The 19,947-nt window shown below is 43.3% G+C and carries 17 protein-coding genes, 2 tRNA genes, 1 riboswitch and 1 other annotated feature; of the genes, 5 read left to right on the top strand and 14 right to left on the bottom strand.

Features of this window, described 5'->3' with window-relative positions; all coding sequences use genetic code 11:
* Position 1: 1 nt before the first annotated feature.
* The 6 genes from H513_RS0102355 to aldA form a co-directional block, all read right to left on the bottom strand.
* Positions 2-766, bottom strand: a complete 765-nt coding sequence (locus H513_RS0102355) for a DUF3891 family protein (protein WP_026799259.1) — start codon at positions 764-766, stop codon at positions 2-4.
* Between the two features lie 88 nt (positions 767-854).
* The gene (locus H513_RS0102350; RefSeq protein WP_026799258.1) at positions 855-1,370 is read right to left on the bottom strand and encodes a type 1 glutamine amidotransferase domain-containing protein; all 516 of its coding nucleotides are present in this window, start codon (positions 1,368-1,370) and stop codon (positions 855-857) included.
* A 72-nt stretch (positions 1,371-1,442) separates the two neighbouring features.
* Positions 1,443-2,765 carry a lysine N(6)-hydroxylase/L-ornithine N(5)-oxygenase family protein gene (locus H513_RS0102345; RefSeq protein WP_026799257.1) on the bottom strand — a complete coding sequence of 441 codons (1,323 nt, stop codon included), beginning with the start codon at positions 2,763-2,765 and terminating at the stop codon, positions 1,443-1,445.
* Positions 2,766-2,841: 76 nt separating this feature from the next.
* A complete protein-coding gene (locus tag H513_RS0102340) occupies positions 2,842-4,146 on the bottom strand; it encodes a purine/pyrimidine permease (protein ID WP_051239597.1) in 1,305 nt (434 codons plus the stop codon).
* A gap of 99 nt (positions 4,147-4,245) precedes the next feature.
* Complete coding sequence (gene acsA / locus H513_RS0102335; RefSeq protein WP_026799255.1) at positions 4,246-5,952, bottom strand: acetate--CoA ligase; 1,707 nt, start codon at positions 5,950-5,952, stop codon at positions 4,246-4,248.
* Positions 5,953-6,166: 214 nt separating this feature from the next.
* Positions 6,167-7,615 (bottom strand): aldehyde dehydrogenase, encoded by a 1,449-nt coding sequence (gene aldA, locus H513_RS0102330; RefSeq protein WP_026799254.1) that lies wholly within the window; start codon positions 7,613-7,615, stop codon positions 6,167-6,169.
* Between the two features lie 157 nt (positions 7,616-7,772).
* A riboswitch (PreQ1 riboswitch) is annotated at positions 7,773-7,819 on the top strand.
* Between the two features lie 59 nt (positions 7,820-7,878).
* On the opposite strand from aldA, the gene queF reads away from it, so the two are divergent.
* Positions 7,879-8,376, top strand: coding sequence for a preQ(1) synthase (gene queF, locus H513_RS0102325; RefSeq protein WP_026799253.1), 498 nt, complete (start codon positions 7,879-7,881; stop codon positions 8,374-8,376).
* Between the two features lie 44 nt (positions 8,377-8,420).
* Entirely contained in the window at positions 8,421-9,044 is a 624-nt protein-coding gene (locus tag H513_RS0102320) for a queuosine precursor transporter (RefSeq protein WP_026799252.1), read from the top strand.
* Between the two features lie 19 nt (positions 9,045-9,063).
* On the opposite strand, the gene H513_RS0102315 is transcribed toward H513_RS0102320, so the two are convergent.
* Positions 9,064-10,476 carry a YabP/YqfC family sporulation protein gene (locus tag H513_RS0102315; RefSeq protein WP_026799251.1) on the bottom strand — a complete coding sequence of 471 codons (1,413 nt, stop codon included), beginning with the start codon at positions 10,474-10,476 and terminating at the stop codon, positions 9,064-9,066.
* A gap of 228 nt (positions 10,477-10,704) precedes the next feature.
* Positions 10,705-10,777, bottom strand: a tRNA-Arg gene (locus H513_RS0102305).
* A 163-nt stretch (positions 10,778-10,940) separates the two neighbouring features.
* Here H513_RS0102305 and H513_RS0102300 point away from each other — a divergent pair.
* Complete coding sequence (locus tag H513_RS0102300; protein WP_026799250.1) at positions 10,941-11,582, top strand: deoxynucleoside kinase; 642 nt, start codon at positions 10,941-10,943, stop codon at positions 11,580-11,582.
* Positions 11,579-12,259 carry a deoxynucleoside kinase gene (locus tag H513_RS0102295; protein ID WP_026799249.1) on the top strand — a complete coding sequence of 227 codons (681 nt, stop codon included), beginning with the start codon at positions 11,579-11,581 and terminating at the stop codon, positions 12,257-12,259. Before H513_RS0102300 ends, H513_RS0102295 begins: the two co-directional genes overlap by 4 nt.
* 173 nt (positions 12,260-12,432) lie before the next feature.
* On the opposite strand, the gene H513_RS0102290 is transcribed toward H513_RS0102295, so the two are convergent.
* The 6 genes from H513_RS0102290 to guaB all read right to left on the bottom strand — a co-directional run bounded on the left by H513_RS0102290 (position 12,433) and on the right by guaB (position 18,855).
* A tRNA-Ser gene (locus tag H513_RS0102290) sits at positions 12,433-12,525 on the bottom strand.
* A gap of 187 nt (positions 12,526-12,712) precedes the next feature.
* Entirely contained in the window at positions 12,713-13,987 is a 1,275-nt protein-coding gene (gene serS / locus H513_RS0102285) for a serine--tRNA ligase (RefSeq protein ID WP_026799248.1), read from the bottom strand.
* Between the two features lie 63 nt (positions 13,988-14,050).
* Positions 14,051-14,271 (bottom strand) — a binding site (T-box leader).
* A gap of 36 nt (positions 14,272-14,307) precedes the next feature.
* Positions 14,308-14,904: a pyridoxal 5'-phosphate synthase glutaminase subunit PdxT gene (gene pdxT / locus H513_RS0102280; RefSeq protein WP_026799247.1), complete on the bottom strand. Its 597-nt coding sequence runs from the start codon at positions 14,902-14,904 to the stop codon at positions 14,308-14,310.
* 30 nt (positions 14,905-14,934) lie between these two features.
* On the bottom strand, positions 14,935-15,819 hold the full coding sequence (gene pdxS, locus H513_RS0102275; protein ID WP_026799246.1) for a pyridoxal 5'-phosphate synthase lyase subunit PdxS: 885 nt from the start codon (positions 15,817-15,819) through the stop codon (positions 14,935-14,937).
* A 124-nt stretch (positions 15,820-15,943) separates the two neighbouring features.
* Positions 15,944-17,278, bottom strand: a complete 1,335-nt coding sequence (locus tag H513_RS0102270) for a serine hydrolase (protein ID WP_026799245.1) — start codon at positions 17,276-17,278, stop codon at positions 15,944-15,946.
* Between the two features lie 107 nt (positions 17,279-17,385).
* The gene (gene guaB, locus H513_RS0102265; protein WP_026799244.1) at positions 17,386-18,855 is read right to left on the bottom strand and encodes an IMP dehydrogenase; all 1,470 of its coding nucleotides are present in this window, start codon (positions 18,853-18,855) and stop codon (positions 17,386-17,388) included.
* A gap of 129 nt (positions 18,856-18,984) precedes the next feature.
* On the opposite strand from guaB, the gene H513_RS0102260 reads away from it, so the two are divergent.
* Positions 18,985-19,947, top strand: a complete 963-nt coding sequence (locus tag H513_RS0102260; RefSeq protein WP_036768746.1) for a YaaC family protein — start codon at positions 18,985-18,987, stop codon at positions 19,945-19,947.

The following is a 19,947-nucleotide window of genomic DNA, read 5'->3' as shown; positions in this document are numbered from 1 at the left end:
ATTAGTTCCCCTCTGGTACAAAAAGAACAGGGTAAGATTCAACGCACGCTTTCCTATAAGCATCTACTAGCCCATATTCCTCTACTTCCTTTCTTGTCACTTCACGATAGGGAACTGAAATTTCGACCTCCTCCTTAAAGGGGTAAGGGTGAAGAGTAACGGTCTTTTCGTCTTTCCAATGTGCAAGGACACCATCAGGCGCGAAAGAAAACCGTTGTCGAAATCCATCTCGGAACCAGCTGAGCTCTTTCTCCTTTAGAGCACCTGGTTCATTCATACAACAGTACAACGATAAATCATCACAGAATTGGAGCAACTCCAAGTGAGTGTCAGTATATTGAAAGCTCTTTGAGTCAAGCAATGCTTCAATTCGCTGACGTCTAGTACGCTCTCGATCAAGAAACCTTTCTGCAGCTTCTGATTGTTCACTTTTCGTGAAGAAAGAATCATAATGAAGACTGGATAAGTAAGCCCCGTAGCTCGTTTCTTCCTCTACTTCATCAATCCCTTTGGTATAGTGGGCAAGCTTAATTGTTTCGGGATAATCCCAGAAGGAGTATGGCTTATGCTGATCCTCGTTCCATAGGGGGTGGGCATCTAACTCAATCCAACCGCGGTCATGTTCACGAATTGCCGTTACCACTTCTTCTCGCTGTTTGTTCATCATATGTGGGTCCCGCCATTGGTCAGCGAGCTCACCTGAGATTGTGGCATGTTCATGTTGCGAAATTAATAGAAATCCTTCTTTCTTCTCTTTAACAATCACATGTACTCCCCCTCTTTCTATATACACGTAACCCCTTAGCTCTCTGTAAGAACTAAGGGGTTACATTCAGTGTATGGAGTTTCGGTCGTTATTGACCTAATACTTCTAGTGATTTGTTGATAAATGCCGGGATGTCGTCAGGTTGACGGCTTGTAACAAGTTGATTCCCACATACAACTACTTCTTCATCCTTATAGTCAACTCCTGCATACTCCATATCCACTTTAATGGATTTATAGCCTGTTGCAGTACGGCCTTCTAATGATTTCGCTGTAATGAGAAGTTGAGGACCATGACAAATTGCAAATACCGGCTTGTTCTCGTCCATGAAATGTTTCGCAAATTGTACGAAGCGCTCGTCTTCGCGCAGCTGGTCAGGGGAGAATCCACCAGGGATGAAAAGTGCATCAAAATCTTCAGGCTTCACATCGTCTATACCCTGATCAATGGTGACTTCTGCATCTCCTTGTTTGCCAATCACTTTAGATCCAGCTTGCTTTTCAATGGTTACGATTTCGTTCCCCGCTTCACCAAATCCTTTAGCAGGCTCTGTGTATTCCACATCTTCAAATTGGTTCGTAATTAGCGTTGCGATTCTACTCATTCCAAAACATCTCCTTTATCAAGAGTTTCAGTTGTTGTCTTCCCCTTGGTCGAATTCATTAAACAGCTATCTTCATTTATTTTCCATTCTGAATTGCTGGAAGATGGTATCATGCCCCTCTAGATAAACCTCTTTCTTAGCAACGGTATTTATAATCTTCACGTTCCGATTGACAGCAAGACCTAGGTTATTCGCACCTGTTCCATGTGCATGGCTGATATTTGTTGTCGTAAATAATTTGTTCGAAGCAGGCGATTGGCGTTTTATTTCACAGTCACGCCCAACTTTAAACAACCTCTGTTCTTCGTCTTCAAAGATCAAATCAGACCCAAATCGGTCTATGAGCCATTGTGGAATGTTTGGTGCATAGCCAGTCGCCATAATCACTTTGTCGGTTACAATCTTGAATGTTTCATTCGTTTGCCACTGGTGACAAGTCAATTCATAACTACCATCGCCATGCTGAACGACATCCTTTAGTTCGGTAGCCGGCTGAATCGTAATAGGTAAATCCCGCTCTTTCACCGATCGTTGATAGAGCGTATCGTAGATGTCATTTAAAGTAGACTGATCGACTCCATTTTGAAGCGTATCTAAATGGGGAAGAACTTCTTTTCTTTCTTCGTACGTTAACGCATTAAAATAGTCAATGTAGTCAGGAGAGAAAAACTCCTGTGGAAGCTTAGACGTATCCAGTTGAAAGATCCCGACTGAACGAGTGAACCAATTAAGCTGATACCCACTTTCTTGCTGCCTGTGTAACAAATCTGCAAATATCTCTGAAGCACTCTGACCAGAGCCAATAACCGTAATCCGCTTCCCTTTAAGGATTTCTTCTCGTTTATATACGTACTGACTTGAATGAATCACATCATTCTCACTCAGCTCACTTGTGGAATCGAATAGAACTGGCTTACTTCCTGTTCCAATGACGACGTGGCGGCTATGATAGACCGTTTCTTCTTCTGTCGCTGAGTCATACACAACAACTTCGAAATAGGTCTCCCCTTCTTGTTCCTTCTCACGAACATCCATCACCCGTTTCCCGAAGTGTAGGTTCGAAAGTTTAGACGCCACCCACTGAACATATTCGTTATATTCAGCTCTAGGAATCTCCATCTTCTGAAAGAAGAAGAATGTGTATAGACGTCGCTTTGTATGTAAATAGTTGAGAAATGTGTACTCACTTCTTGGATTAGCAAAGGTGACAAGGTCTGCTATAAAAGCGACTTGTAAGTCTGTCCCTTCAATGAGCATGCCTGGGTGCCAATCCATATCGGGCGTTTCATCAAAGAAGATTCCATTTACTTCGTCTGTTTCTTCCGCTAGCGCAGCTAATCCGAGGTTAAAAGGGCCAATTCCTATTCCGATTAGGTCGTACTGTATAGGCTTCATCGCGACACTTCCTTTTTACAACTTTGTTGTTATCTTCCCTCAATTGCTCAGAAACAAAACAAAAAGCCACTCTCTTCTACGAAAGTGACTTGTCTTCCTCATTCCTCCACAGCTGTTCTAAAAGGATGATAAGCAATGTTCCTACAAGCAGTCCATTACTGAGTACGTTCTGCAAGATGGCTGGGAAGTTGCGGAAGGCTGAAGCCGGGATAAACATAAGGCCAATCCCAACTAGGAATGAGACGGTTATAATCGTGATTCTTCTTTCATCAAGCGGTTTTGAAACCATATTCTTAAGCCCGAGCCCCATTAACTGAACGAATGTCGCAAGTAACGCTGCGTTCGCTACAGGTTCAGGAATATAAGAGATCCACTGTACGATCGGTGGAAAGAACGCAATTACCATTAGAATAAGTGACGCATACATAAATGGTTGCTTTCGTTTTTGACCTGTTAAATCAATAAATCCTGATGAAGATGCAAGAGGGACATTCGCCACTGTGGCATACATCGCCGAAATACCGTGTGTAACCCCAAGCATGGCACTTCCTCGATTAATTTGACTGTACGAATAAGTGGGGTGGCCATGTATAGACTGGCTGACTGCCACAACAGACGCCACCACGTTTGATAATAAGATAAGTGCCGTTACAATGGCGACAGGTAGGGTAGACAAATCCAAGGAAGGAGCTCCCCATGCTAACCATTCTGGCGGTTGAAACACCCCTTTGTCCTGACTTGTTTTCTCAGGATGAAGGATGAGCTCATAGACAATCCATCCAACTGCAATTCCGAGTAAGACGGCATAACTTTTCATCCATCCTCTTCCGAATGTCGATAACCCGAGTACAAGTATAAACGTTAGGAAAGCAATGGATGATCCTATGACTTGAATAGTCCCTTCGTCTCCATTCGTCCCAAGCATGCCACTTAAGAACGTGCCACTTAACTGGATGGTTAATAGGAATAAGAACGAGCCTGTAACAAGTGGTGTAAAGAGCGCCATGACTTTCTGTGAAAGCTTCGTCACCCCGATAATTACGAGTAAGATGGCTGTAAGAAACATCGCAGTTTCCAATACCGGTAGGGCCGCTTTCGGTGAGTTTCCTGCTTCTGAGGCGCTATGAGCCATGACCGTAAAGGTACTAATCCATAACCCTGCTGGTCCTTCCATAATCGGAAGTTTATGACCAATCCATCCTTGCAGAAAGGATGTGAGGCCAACAGCGAAGAAAGTACGCTGCATTAAGCCAGATACTTCTTCGAATGACATGTGAAAGATTGAACCAATCACAATTGGTAAAGCAACTGCACTGGCTAGTAGAAACACAAACCATTGCGTCGTTTCTAAACTTGTCGTTCTGAAAGATGTGATAGACATTGATTGGTACTCCTTTAATAGAATCCATTTCATTCTATCAAAAGAAATTAGCGGATACGAAAGAAAGCACAGAGTGTAACCTCTGTGCTTCTCTTTCATCTATTCTTCTAGTGTAGACGTATCACCAGTTGGCAATCCAAGCTCCCATGACTTAAGCAGTCGACGCATAATCTTACCACTACGCGTCTTAGGAATCTTGTCTTTCACCTCAATTTCACGAGGGGCAGCATGAGCACTAAGACCACGCTTTACAAATTGGCGAATGTCTTCTAGCAATTCATCCGATTGTTCATAGCCGTCGTTCAAGGTGATAAATGCTTTTACAATTTCACCACGTTCAGGATCCGGCTTCCCAATGACACCAGCTTCCGCAACAGCTTTATGTTCAATTAACTTACTTTCCACTTCAAATGGGCCTACACGCTCACCAGATGTATTGATTACATCATCTAGTCGTCCTTGGAACCAGAAATACCCTTCCTCGTCTCGGTACGCGCTATCCCCTGAGATATACCATCCATTTAAGAAGTAGCTTTCATACTTCTCTGGACGTTTCCATATCGCCCTCATCATCGATGGCCATCCAGCTTTCACAGCTAGATTTCCCATCTGATTCGGTGGTAGTTCGCTCCCCTCATTATCAATAATCGACGCTTCAACACCAGGAATTGGCTTGCCCATAGAGCCTGGTTTCATATCCAAGGATGGGAAGTTACAGACAACTTGTGCTCCTGTCTCTGTCATCCACCACGTATCGTGCACGCGTAGATGGAAGGCATCCATTCCCCATGCGATGACTTCTGGATTCAAAGGCTCTCCTACACTTAAGATGTGGCGCAGGTTAGACAAGTCATAGTTCTTCACAAGAGCCTCCCCAGCACTCATGAGCTTTCGGAACGCTGTAGGTGCAGAATACCAGACGGTAATTCCATGATTTTGGAGTGTTTCATACCAATCATCTGGACTAAACCGTCCACCGCGTACCACATTTGTTACTCCATTCAACCATGGAGCAAAGATTCCATAGCTTGTGCCTGTTACCCAACCAGGGTCAGCGGTACACCAGTACTGGTCTCCTTCTTGTAAGTCGAGCACCCATCTCCCCGTCTGGTAATGTTGCAGCATCGCATTGTGAACATGGTAAACCCCTTTAGGTTTCCCTGTAGAACCAGACGTGTAATGGAGAAGCATCCCATCCTCCAAGTCTACCCACTCAATATCGAAACTCTTAGACGCTTCCTTCATTTCTTCTTCATACGAAATGAAACCTTCCCCGTCTCCGTCAATTAATACGATCTGCTTAAGATTTGGCAAATCGTCTACAGGAACGCGCTCAAGCAAATCTTTTGTTGTGATGAGCATGGTGGCTTCACTATCTTCTAAACGGTCCCTTACAGCTTGCTCCATGAACGCTTCAAATAATGGACCTGCTATAGCACCGACTTTTAATATACCGAGGAATGCAGCGTAAAACTCTGGACTCCTTGGCATGAATAAGAAGACTCGATCTCCTTTTTGAATCTCGTGTTTCTTCAATACGTTCGCAAATTGGTTACTTGCCTGCTTTAAGTCTGTGAACGTAAGCTGTTCTTGTCGATCTGGTGATGAGAAGATGAGGGCTGGTTGGTCCGCCTTATCTGGATTTTCAGCATGACGGTCGATCGCCTCATAGGCAATGTTCACCTTGCCTGTATGGCTCCAGCTAAACGCATCTTTTACTTCGTCCCAGTTGAAATTCTTGTATGTGTCTTCATAATTCTCTAGGTTGTGGTTTCCTTCAAGTGTTTGAATTCGTTGCATATTCATTCTTTTCACCCCATCCTATTTTGTAAACGATTACAAATTTCGCTAAAAAAAATAGCATTCATACAAGCATTTGACCACTTACGTTAATCACTTAGTTGAGCAAATATTTAGTCAATTATCATTGTAAGGGATAAGGAGCAGATTGAAAAGTATGAGCCTCCAATTTTTAGGAATAAATAACGCCACCCTGATTAATCAGAGTGGCGCGCCGTTCTTATTTCTTCTTATTCTTATAATCCATATAAACCACTTGCGTTACGAGGAAGTCTTCCATACCATGCTTGCCATCTGCACCGCCAAGTCCTGATTTACGAATCCCTTGGTGATATCCTTGTACGGCTTCCATGTTCTCTCGGTTTACATACGTTTCACCAAACTTCAGCTCGTTCACAACTCGCATGGCCTCGCTCAAGTCTTCCGTGTATACAGAAGAAGACAATCCGTATTCGGTGTCATTCCCCATATCAATGGCTTCATCCAAGTTCTTAAATGTTACAACCGGAATGACTGGGCCGAAAATCTCTTCTTGTACGACATGGCTGTTATGAGAAACATTCGTTAGAATAGTTGGCTCGTAGAAGAACCCTTTCTCTAAATCGGCACGTTTACCGCCAGTAACAATCTTGGCTCCTTCATCCACAGCTGATTGTACCATTTTCTCTACTTCTACAATTCGGTCTTCACTAATAAGTGGTCCCATGTCTACGTCGTCATCTTGTAATGGGTCACCTAATTTCACATCCTCAAATGCAGCTTGTAGCTTCTGGACGAATTCATCGTGAATACTTTCATGCACATAGATGCGCTCTGCGTTCGTACATGCCTGTCCATTATTAATAAGACGGGATTGACGAATGTTCTCAACTGCTACGTCTAAATCTGCACGTTGTGTAACAATTGCAGGTGCTTTCCCGCCAAGTTCTAGATTTACTTTCGTAATATTTTGTGCGGCTGCTTCCATTACTTTCGTACCTGCTGCCACACTACCAGTCATTGAAATCATATGAACTTTCTCGTGTGAAGCAAGACGGTTTCCAATCGTACCTCCTGTACCCATGACGAGGTTGTACACACCGTTTGGAATATCCATTTCGTGTAGCAGCTTCGTAAATTCAACAGCTGTATTCGGTGTTTGTTGACTTGGCTTCAAGACGATGGTACATCCTGTTACAAGTGATGTTGCAACTTTACGCGCTAGAATAAACATCGGGAAGTTCCACGGCACGATACCGCCAACGACACCAATCGGTTTCTTATATACAAAGATATTTTCATCAGGTCGATCACTTGGCAAGATCTCACCTTCAATTCGGCGAGCCCATTCTGACATGTAGCGGAAATAATCAATCGTTAAATCAATCTCACCGCTTGCCATCCCATAATCTTTCCCTTGTTCCTCTTGAAGGAGGCGAATAAATGTATCACGCTTCTCAGCAATCTTGTCTCCAAGTTCGCGTACGATTTCACCGCGCTTCACATTAGGTGTTAATTCCCATTCCTTCTGCGCTTGAAATGCCGCTTCAATCGCTTTGTCTACATCTTCTTCTGTACCTTTATATGTTCTTGAGATTACTTCTTCATTAGCTGGGTTTACAATATCAATTGTTTCATTCCCAGTAGAATCTACGTATTCTCCATTGATGTAATGCTTGTACGTTTCCATGTTTTTCGCTCCTCCTTTTATAGATGTAATAGAGTCATTCCTCGAATAGGACGAATTGAAACCTTCTAACTGTTGGAGATGGCTAGTCCCCCCAGTTTGACAGTTTTTTCATAGACACCTATAATAGCGAAGGATAAAGGAATACAATTCCGATATGTCGGGAGAGGTTCTCTAGCTCAACCCTCTATAAAAAACTAAGGGAATGGAAAAACGCCTCTCCTTAGGAGTGGCGTTTTTTTTCTGTTCAGAAAGGTGGACCACACATGAGTGGACGTAAAGATGAAGAGTTAACAGGTGTTACCTTATTAGGCAATCAAGGGACTCCCTATTCATTTGAATACAACCCAGGTATTCTTGAAACTTTCGACAACCAACATCCGTATCGCGATTACTTCGTAAAGTTTAATTGCCCGGAATTCACAACACTCTGTCCAAAGACAGGGCAGCCAGACTTTGCCACAATCTATATCAGTTATATTCCTGGTGAGAAAATGGTGGAAAGTAAATCATTGAAACTATACTTATTTAGTTTCCGAAATCACGGAGACTTTCACGAAGATAGCGTGAACACAATTATGAACGATTTAATTGAGCTAATGGACCCGCGCTATATTGAAGTGTGGGGGAAATTCACGCCAAGAGGCGGTATTTCCATCGATCCGTATTGCAATTATGGACAGCCTGGTACGAAATACGAACGGATGGCTGAGAACCGTCTGATGAACCACGACCTCTATCCAGAGAAAATTGATAACCGTTAAGAGGGGCGGTTATCATCCTCTTCCTTATGAAAGGAAGCTAAACCATGCAAATCTACTTACAATCCCTTTTCGTTGGATTGTTAATTCTATCGAACATTATTAGTGTGAAGCTCTTCTCCATCGGCCCATATATCCTCCCCGCTGCAGCCCTTGTATACGTCGTCACGTATCTACTGACGGATGTGATTGGTGAGGTGTATGGCAAGGAAGTCGCAAAACAAACCGTAAAAGCTGGGTTCCTTACCCAACTTGTAGCACTCTTTTTCATTTTCGTTTCCATACAGCTTCCTCCCGCGCCTTATTTTGAGCTCGGAACTGAATTTGAAGCGATTCTAGGAGGGAGCTTCCGTGTCATGCTTGCAAGTCTCTTCTCTTACTTACTAAGTCAACATTTAGACGTGTCCATCTTCCATAAGTTGAAAGAAAAGCACGGAGACTCCAAACTTTGGTTACGAAACAATGCTTCTACCATGACAAGCCAACTAATTGATACGACCGTGTTTATCACAGTCGCATTTGTTGGCGTGGTACCAACAGGAACACTACTTGGTATGATTGCGACTCAATACGTATTCAAATTTATTGTGGCATTGATTGATACACCGATTGTTTACCTTCTTGTACGAAGATCAAAGACTATAGCGTATAAGGAAAAGGCAGCCTATTGAAGGCTGCCTTTCTTCGGTATTAGGATGTTCGCTGGTTGTCTGGACATGGATTCTGACAGACGAGTTGTGTCTCAAGTACTGTATCCACTGATACCGGAATATTCTCTGCACCTAAGTATACTTGGTTATCAGGAACAGAAGGGACAACAGAATTCAGCGTATTGCGGATAATGCGTGATACTTCCCCAAAGTCAGCAGAGAGAACCTCAATCGTAATGCTGCCTGTCAATGACCCAAATTGAGGTACGGGTACGTTGTCACATCTTGTCGTTAACGTCTCAGCCCCCTCTAATGGGGTGTTCAGCGGAACAGGTTGTTCACTATTGCCAAAGAACAGCTCGCAATTATCAAACTCAACAATTTGGAACCGTACTCCTTCTGGAATCGCGAGCTTATCCTCTGTATTCACAAGCGTCCCAGGTGAATTTCCGATTGAAGATAGCGTAATTTCATATCGTATTAAATTCGAGCTTTCTATTCTACAGCACTTCGATCCCCTCAGTCGTACTGCAGGGACATTCAGTACACAGTTATCCGACCCTTGAGTTTCTTCAGCTACTGCTTCTAATCTATTGTTAAATGAGATACTTCCCGCACTCTTTATTGATGAAATAGGGGCAGTGATGTTGAACACGACATGCTGACCAGGATTAAGTGTTCCAAGCTGACCAAATACCCGGATTTCGCCAGACGTCGCACGGTCAACTTGTAAATCAGCCCCTGTAACCGTTATTTGACCAATCGTTACGTTCAAATCATTGTAAAGGATTAAGTCTGTTACCTGTACATCAGTGGCAGGTGATCCTCCTACGTTTGTAATATCTGCACGATAAAGAAGTGTCGCCTGATTGTTCACAATCGTTCTTGTACATTCAATATCGACCACTAAATCAGCTGGCTCTGGACACTGTGGCACAATGTAACAACCTTCACAGTCGAACGTTAGCGGAGAGTCCCCAGCCAATGTGCTGATTGGTTGAACACCGTTCGGGAAGTTTCCTATAACCTCTAATCGATATTCAACTGAAATCCCTTTTCCATAGCGACCATTGTTATTGACGATTAACCATTGAAATCCTTCTGGAGCCGTTCCGAAGACTGGATTCGTTTGAGCTAACTGGAATGGAACGTTATCAAAGTCTCCACATCCATCAACCTTTTCTTTCACAAGAATACTATCATCAAGGATCGCCTGACAGATTGGGATGATAAAGGCGTCAACCGCCTCTGTAGCGGTTGCATTATCCGTCATTACTTTATACGACCAATAAGAACGGTTCTCAGGGGAAGGTCGATAACATGGATTTCCGGTTACACTTCCATCCGGTAACGTTTGACATGCGGGCTGAATGACCGTAATCCCTTGTTGAGTTGGACACTCACATAACGCTGTATATGGTAAACACTCACAATTTGAACATATCTTAGCCATCTCTCACACTCCTTTTTCCTTTTTGTGGAACACAACACTACTGAACATATGCAGGATAGAAGGAAGTACGACCCAAGAAATTTCAAATTGCTCTAAAAAGGATACACCGGAATAAAGAAGAGGCACCCCTCTAGAATGGAATGCCCCCTCCTCGAGGATACTGACTGTATGAAGAAACAAAAAAAGCCTCCCTTTCTAAGTGAAAAGGAGGCATTCCTTGTTATTGAACGGCCCTAGCAGGATTCGAACCTGCGACGCAAGGTTTAGGAAACCTACGCTCTATCCCCTGAGCTATAGGGCCATACTAGAATAGTCATATTATACAAAACACCGAAAAGATTGAAAAGCCTTTCGTTTTATATTGGGAGAATTCTGCTGTTACTTCCGACCTTCTCGTATGATAAAATAGAGTTTGTCTGTCAGAACGTATCGAATATTGTCTACTGGTTGAAGGAGGAGGAAACATGGGACAAACGCCCTTTATCGCTGTAGAAGGACCCATTGGCGTAGGTAAGACATCCTTAGCAAAAAAGCTTGCCTCCCATTTTCAATATACGTTATTGAAAGAGATTGTAGAGGAAAATCCTTTTTTAGGGAAGTTTTATGATGATATTGAAGAATGGAGTTTCCAGACGGAAATGTTCTTCTTATGTAATCGATACAAACAGCTAGGTGACATTGAAAAAAAGTTTCTAAGTCAGTCTGAGGCTGTCGTGTCCGATTACCATATTTCTAAAAACCTAATCTTTGCGGAGCGTACACTTCAAAAGCAAGAGTACGCAAAATACGTTCAAATTTATAATATTTTAACTCAAGACATGCCTCGTCCGAACATGATTGTATATCTTGATGCGAGCCTCGACACGTTACTTGAGCGTATTAAGAAACGGGGACGTGAAATGGAGCAGAACATTCAAGCTTCTTACTTGGAGCAGCTCTCAAGTGATTATGAGTTATTTATGAATAAGTTTGAACGCGACCATCCAGACATTCCAGTTGTGCGCTTTAACGGGGATGATTTAGACTTTGTCAACCATCAAGAAGATTTGGACTATATGATTGAAACGATACAAAACCATTTTAACAAAGGGGAAGTTATTCGATGAGCCAACGTAACCGCTATGGCATCCCTCACGACGCCGTCATTACAATTGCCGGTACAGTAGGGGTCGGTAAGTCAACCATGACGAACGCATTAGCGAATGCCCTAAATTTCCGTACCTCCTTAGAGAAGGTGGATACGAACCCATATCTAGATAAATTCTACAACGACTTTGAACGCTGGAGCTTCCATCTCCAGGTCTATTTCTTGGCTGAACGTTTCAAAGAGCAGAAGAAAATCTTTGAATATGGTGGCGGTTTTATTCAAGACCGTTCCATTTATGAGGACACAGGCATCTTTGCAAAGATGCACTATGAGAAAGGCACGATGAACAAGGTTGATTACGATACGTATAAGAGCTTGTTCGATGCAATGGTTATGACACCCTATTTCCCTCATCCTGACCTGCTCATTTATCTAGAAGGTTCCTTTGACGATGTTGTAGGCCGCATTAAAGAGCGTGGTCGCCCGATGGAGCAACAAACGCCAGTAGAGTATTGGGAAGAGATGTTCAACCGATATGAGAATTGGATTGATAATTTCAACTCTTGCCCCGTCCTTCGATTAAATATTGCGGATTACGATATCCTAAACGATGAAAGCTCCATTGAACCGATCTTAGAGAAGATTGGACACTTCATTCAGCAATCACGTAAATGGCGTTCTAGTTATCGCCCATAAATACGAAAAAGCCCAAGCTTATAAGCTTGGGCTTTTCTATTTCTATAGGATTGTATATAAAAAAGGCCCTATAATCCGTAGATTATAGGGTGGGTGATCTAATAAAAAAAACCGCTACAACGGTAACGACCTTTTTTTCTATTTCAATCTCCAATTTTTACACGCATAAAAAATGGCGGAGGAGGAGGGATTCGAACCCCCGCGAGGCGTGAACCTCCTGGCGGTTTTCAAGACCGCTCCCTTCAGCCAGACTTGGGTACTCCTCCGTAGCGACATTTATTATAATATCATCCTTATCTAATAATGTCAACAAATATCGAAAAACTTTATTAGATTTCTTAAATGGGATGACAGAAGTCAGCGCGACTCCAAAAATCATTGTACATAATTTGTCGAAATGATGCAAGAACAAATTAAAAAAGAGTGCTGCATTAACACAGCACTCTTCTACAATTATTGAATGACTTCTTTACCACCCATGTACGGACGAAGTACTTCTGGTACGATGACAGAGCCATCTTCTTGCTGGTAGTTCTCTAAGATAGCAGCAACAGTACGACCTATAGCAAGTCCAGATCCATTTAACGTATGCACAAACTCTGGCTTATCATTCTGACTACGACGGAATCGAATTCCAGAACGACGCGCCTGGAAGTCTTCAAAGTTTGAACAAGAGCTAATCTCACGATATGTGTTATAGCTTGGTAGCCAAACTTCGATGTCATATTTCTTGGCAGCGGTAAATCCTAAATCCCCAGTACACATGCTCATTACACGATAAGGGAGCTCTAACAGTTGCAACACCTTCTCAGCGTGTCCCGTCAATTCCTCAAGTACGTCATAAGAATCTTCAGGCTTCACGAACTGAACAAGCTCTACTTTGTTAAATTGGTGTTGGCGAATCAAGCCGCGTGTGTCACGTCCGGCAGACCCCGCTTCAGAACGGAAGCTAGCACTGAAGGCTACGTATTTCTGAGGTAGCGCATCCCCACTTAGAATCTCTTCGCGGTGATAGTTCGTGACAGGTACTTCCGCTGTTGGCACCATATAATAGCCCCAATCCTCTACTTTAAAGGCATCTTCTTCAAATTTCGGTAGCTGTCCTGTACCTGTTAAGCTTTGGCTGTTCACCATATATGGAGGAAGCATTTCTTCGTAACCATGCTCCTCTGCATGAAGGTCCATCATGAAGCTCATTAAAGCGCGCTCAAGGCGAGCACCAAGACCCTTATAGAACACGAAACGGCTTCCTGTTACTTTAGATGCGCGCTCAAAGTCTAAAATGCCTAGCCCTTCTGACAGTTCCCAATGAGGCTTTGCTTCAAAGTTCAATTGAGGAATTGTTCCCCATTCTCTTGCCAAGACATTATCGTCTTCGTCTTCTCCAATTGGAACGCTCTCATGTGGAATGTTAGGAATCGACATCATGAGCGTCTCTAGCTGCTCTTCAACATTACGTAGTTCTTGGTCTAATTCCTTAACTCGGTCGCCCACTTCTCTCATCTCTGTAATGAGGTGGTCCGCATCTTGTTTTGCTTTCTTCAATTCAGAAATTTGCTTAGAGACTTCGTTTCGTTTTGCCTTTAGCTCTTCTGTTTCGGAGATTAACTCACGGCGGCGTGTGTCCAATTCACCGAATATATTTAAATCACTTAAATCTTCTCCTCGATGCTGTAGCTTTCCTTTCACTTCATCGAAATGGTTACGTAAGTATTTCATATCTAACATAATTGTTGCCTCCTTGGCCTTGTAGTTGTCGATTAACCATAAAAAAAACTCTCATCCCTTAGCTAAAGGGACGAGAGTTTTCACTTCCGCGATACCACCCTGGTTGGAGACACAAAGTCTCCCCACTCAACGGTTGATAACGGTGCTTGGAGGCACCGGATAATCTTACTGAATTGGGATTATCAGCTCGCGGATGGATTCACAGCTCTTTACCGTCAGTTCCCACCAAACACTGACTCTCTATAGATCAGGGGGCTGCTACTACTTCCTGTCATCGCTTTTGTATGTGTACTCGACTGTTTGATTGTAGAATAGCGGATTTAATTGGAAGATGCAAGTGTTTGTGAATAGTTTTCCACCATTTTTACAAAGTGTTGAACTAAACGTGTATCATCTGTTAATTCCGGATGGAAGGCGCACGTTAAATAATGGCCTTCCTGAGCGACTACAATCTTGTCGTTATACGTTGCGAGTACTTCAACACCTTCACCTACTGATTCAATGTGCGGCGCTCGGATAAAGACAGCCTCAAATCCCTCTGCAATCCCCTTAACAGGAAGATTAACCTCGAAACTCTCACGCTGACGACCAAATGCATTTCGTCGCACACGAATGTCCATTAAGCCAAGATGAGTCTGGTCTGTACCTTCAATCTCTTTCGCTAGCAGAATTAACCCTGCGCACGTTCCAAAAATAGGTTTCCCAGCTTGTCCAAATTGTATAAGCAGGTCAAGAAAGCCATAGCTATCAATCAGCCTTCTCATCGTTGTGCTTTCCCCTCCAGGAATAATGAGCCCGTCTAGTTCTTGAAGCTGTTCGACACGCTTCACAATAACAGCACGTGCACCACTTTCTTCGACTGACTGAACATGTTCACGAATTGCTCCTTGAAGGCCTAAAACTCCAATCGTTACCATCGGTCATTCTCCTTTGTGTCGGTCGTGGCGTTACTGGCTACGGTCTTGCATACGTTGGCCTTCTTGAAGCGTAGACATCTCAAGGCCTGGCATCGCGCCACCGAGATCTTTAGAGAGTTTCCCGATTAGCTCGTAGTCTTGATAATGAGTAGTAGCTTCTACAATGGCTTTAGCAAATTTAGCTGGGTTTTGTGATTTGAAGATACCAGAGCCAACAAATACGCCGTCTGCTCCAAGTTGCATCATTAGCGCTGCATCAGCTGGAGTCGCAATACCTCCTGCAGCAAAGTTTACGACTGGAAGACGTCCTTCTTGTTTAATTTGACGAAGTACTTCGTAAGGTGCACCTAGGTCGCGAGCGTACGTCATGAGTTCATCATCACTCATTCCAACAACCTCACGGATTTGGGACTGGACTTCACGCATGTGACGAACCGCCTCTACGATATTCCCTGTTCCTGGCTCGCCTTTCGTACGAAGCATGGAAGCACCTTCAGCAATACGACGTGTTGCTTCCCCGATGTTACGGCATCCGCATACGAATGGCACGGTGTAATCATCTTTCTTAATATGATAAAGTTCATCAGCTGGAGTCAGAACTTCACTCTCATCAATGTAATCGACACCCATGGATTCAAGCACACGCGCTTCCACAATGTGTCCAATACGAGCCTTTGCCATAACTGGAATCGAAACCGCGTTCATGACTTCTTCTACAATAGAAGGGTCTGCCATACGGGCAACTCCTCCTGCCGCACGAATATCTGAAGGAACGCGTTCAAGTGCCATTACGGCTACCGCTCCCGCCTCTTCTGCAATCTTCGCCTGTTCCGCATTGACAACATCCATAATGACGCCGCCCTTTTGCATTTCTGCCATACCACGCTTTACTCGATCTGTACCTGTTACTGCCATAACTAAAAGACCTCCCCTATTCTCTGCTTGAAGATATTGTTGCTCACTAAGCCACAGGACTACGCACGCAACGTTTCCTTTATTCTAACTGAATTGCTTCAAAAAACCCACTAGTTGATATGCCTTAGAACCAACCTTTAACGGTGTCTACTACACTTGAGAAAATATCACCAAAGAAACCGAATATAGATTGGAACATCAACACGAACCAATTTGATTTCTCAACGTCCTCTTGTGCTACAAGGTCAATAGTTACTGATTCCTTAGCTTCATCATTGATGTAGCTATATTGGTCACTACCTGTGTATTCCACAGTCATCGTTCCAACTTTATCACCTTTAGAGATAGGTGCCGTTACTTTACCATCTTCATTCAAGATTGATTCATCGATTTCATAGACCGCATTGTATTGGTCTTTTTCACCTTTTTTAATGACAGCCTCTAACGCTTCGTTTGTAGCAACCTGAACTTCATCTTTCTTCCCTTTCGCTACAGGAAGAGTCGCTTCGTCTTCTTTCTGGTAACCCTTATCAAAGAGTTCAGTCGTTTGGAACTGATTAAAGCCATAGTCTAGTAGCTTTGCAGTCTCATTAAAACGAGCTCCCTTAGAATCCGTACGCATGACGACTGTGATATAGCGTTGACCACCTCTCTCTGCTGTACCAGCAAATGTATATCCAGCAAGGTCTGTATATCCTGTCTTTAATCCATCGACGCCATCATAGGCATACTGTTGAAGTTGACCTGAGGAATCTGGAAGCATCCAGTTCCAGTTGTCGGCCGTTCGGTCTTCAAATGTCAATGTTGGCTGACTTGAGATCTCAAGTGCATCCGGATAGTCATTAATCAAGTAATAAGCTAATAAAGCTACGGATTCAGCAGACATGTATGTCGTACCATCAGGCTCTGTACCCTCAGGGTAGTTATCACCTAAGTCTGTATTATTTAAGCCTGTAGAGTTAACAAATGAAGCATCTCCAAGACCCATTTCGTCAGCCTTCTGGTTCATGAGCTTCACAAACTCTCCCTCTGTTCCTGCAATAAGTTCGGCAAGAGCGATACTCGCAGCATTATCAGAGAAAATGGCCATTGCGTCATAAAGTTCTTCTACTGTATAGTCTTTACTCTGTTTCAAACCGAAGCCAGAGAAAGTGGTATTCGCTGAGATACTATATGGATAGTCACTGATTTGGGTTGTAGTATCCCAAGCAATCTTCCCATCCTCAATCGCTTCCAAGACTAGATACTCAGTCATCATTTTCGTCATACTTGCCGGTGGCAATGCCACGTCAGCTTGTTTCTCAAACAATACCTTTCCAGTTTCAGAATCTACTAGAATGGCAGACTCTGCTTCCACATCAACCGATGCAGCGTATGTACTCGCAGGTTTCACCATCGCGGATGTTAAAGTCACGAGTAGTAAAACTGTGATGATAAACGGCGATTTCATTCTACGCATCAACGTTTCTACCTCCAAAAAATATTTTTCTATATGGGATTATTTTATCACAGCCCCTCCCAAAAAAATAGACAGGGAAAAGTCCCTGTCTAAGGCTTTCGTATAGGTTATAAGGAGTAGTTTGGTGCTTCTTTCGTAATCTGTACATCGTGGGGGTGATTCTCCCTTAAGCCCGCATTAGTTATTCGCGTGAACTGACTTTCACTCCGTAATGCTTCTAAATCCTTCGCTCCGCAGTATCCCATACCAGAACGAAGTCCTCCTAGCAGTTGGTGAATCGTATCTTTCAGTGGCCCTTTATAAGGTACACGCCCTTCAATTCCTTCAGGTACTAATTTATTTGCTTCAGAACCTTCTTGGAAATAACGGTCCTTAGATCCGGATTTCATAGCACCGACTGACCCCATCCCACGGTACACTTTGAATCGACGACCTTGGAAGATTTCTGTGTCTCCAGGGCTTTCAGAGACCCCTGCTAATAAGCTTCCGAGCATGACGGCATGCGCGCCTGCTGCTAACGCCTTAGCAATATCCCCACTGTATTTAATTCCCCCGTCCGCAATAACTGGCACTCCATGCTTTCTAGCTTCGTTGGCACAATCATAAATCGCAGTGATTTGCGGTACACCTACACCAGCAACGACACGCGTTGTGCAAATAGAACCGGGACCAATTCCAACTTTCACAATGGTCGCTCCAGCTTCAATGAGGTCTCTTGTACCCTCAGCAGTCGCGACGTTACCTGCGATAATAGTTAAGTCAGGGTAGTTGGCCCTTACTTCACGAACGGCATCCAGTACGCCTGCGGAATGGCCGTGTGCCGTATCCATCACAATGACATCTACACCTGCTTCGACAAGCTTTTGAATACGTCGCTGTGTATCCGCAGTAATTCCAACAGCTGCTCCCACAATTAGTCGGCCTTGGCGGTCTTTTGCCGATTGTGGGAATTGAATAACCTTCTCAATATCCTTAATGGTAATGAGACCTTTCAGAACATGATTCTCATCGATTAACGGTAATTTCTCAATTTTATGTTGTTGAAGGATGCGTTCTGCTTCTTCGAGCGTCGTTCCAACCGGAGCTGTAATGAGCTCTTCAGAAGTCATCACCTCAGCAATCTTAATCGAATAATCCTGAATGAATCTTAAATCACGATTTGTAAGGATTCCTGCTAACGTATGGTCTTCATGACTTCGTACAATTGGAACCCCTGAAATTCTATACTTACCCATTAAATGTTCTGCATCGAACACTTGGTGATCGGGGGTTAGAAAGAATGGATTCGTAATGACACCACTTTCTGAGCGCTTCACACGATCGACCTGTTCAGCTTGCTCTTCAATGGACATACTCTTATGAATGATGCCGAGACCACCTTGGCGTGCCATACTGATTGCTAATTCCGCTTCCGTAACCGTATCCATACCTGCACTCAAGACTGGAATATTTAACGACAACGTCTCAGAGAGCTGTGTTCTCACCTCGACATCTCTTGGTAGTACATCAGACCGAGCTGGGAGCAGGAGCACATCATCAAACGTCAACGCTTCTTTCGCAAACTTATCTTCACGCATTCTTTCATTCCTCCCCGTAATTTTTCATTCGAAACTGGGCACACTAACGACAATCAACCTATATTTTTATTTAGGTTACGTGAATGACAAAATTTTTTCAATAGTTTTTTAACTCAGGAGGGGATTCGCATGAATACGCGGAATTTTCAATCTATTTACACCTATTTACAATCAGCTCCCCTCGCTCAAAATTATTTGCTACAGTGCTATGAATACGCAGACATAGAAGAAGCAGAAAAGAAAAGCTATGAGAACACCTATCGATTTATCTATCATCTCGAGCACGGGCAAAGCCTATACGAACAATCCTATCAGTCTCCACTCTCCATTAAGCCCATTTTACTCTTTTACGGTATGTCTCAGCTATTGAAGGCGTGTCTATTAACTTCATGTCCTTCCTACCCTGAAAATACTTCTGTACTTTCGCATGGAGTTACAAGTCGAAAACGCAAGAAACAAAATTATGCATTTCTACACGACGAAGTGAAGATTCAACAAAAGGGGCTATTTGCATATAGCTTGAAGAACTTGTTTCATGTGGAACATGAGGCTCAAGCTAAATACACCATGGCATCATTGCTTAAAAGAATTCCTGAGCTAAGCGATCTATTCCATCTCGACAAGTCAAAAAGGTACATTCAACTCCTTCATAGGAATCACCATCACACTGCACACCTTGAAGAGTCGGTATTGGACAACCTGCATTGGACTTCTTCTTACTTCTCCGATAAGGCAAAGCAGACAATCCCGGAACTACTCCAGGTAGAACACGTTCCCCCAACTATTGAACTTACATTTACAGAATCAATGAGGAGCCTGAATCATCCTGTCCTTTACACATGTAGTGAGACACATGCTTATGCCTTTCCCCTTGTAAGGGAGTGGTTTACGCCTTTTCCAGAGGTGTTCACTCATTATTTACTCCTTTACAATTTAAGTATGATTGCACGCTATGAGACGGAATGGTGGGGAGATGTTATACACTCTCACGCGAGTGAAGACATTGCTTATATTAAGAAGTTCTTAGCTGTCACGGAGCGAAAGTTGCCTGCTCTTTTTGAAGACCTACTTAAACAGAAAAGCCCCCGCTAA

Origin of the sequence: Pontibacillus halophilus JSM 076056 = DSM 19796, from assembly GCF_000425205.1 — a bacterium.
GTDB lineage: Bacteria > Bacillota > Bacilli > Bacillales > BH030062 > Pontibacillus_A > Pontibacillus_A halophilus.
This window is presented reverse-complemented; position numbering and strand designations above follow the sequence as displayed.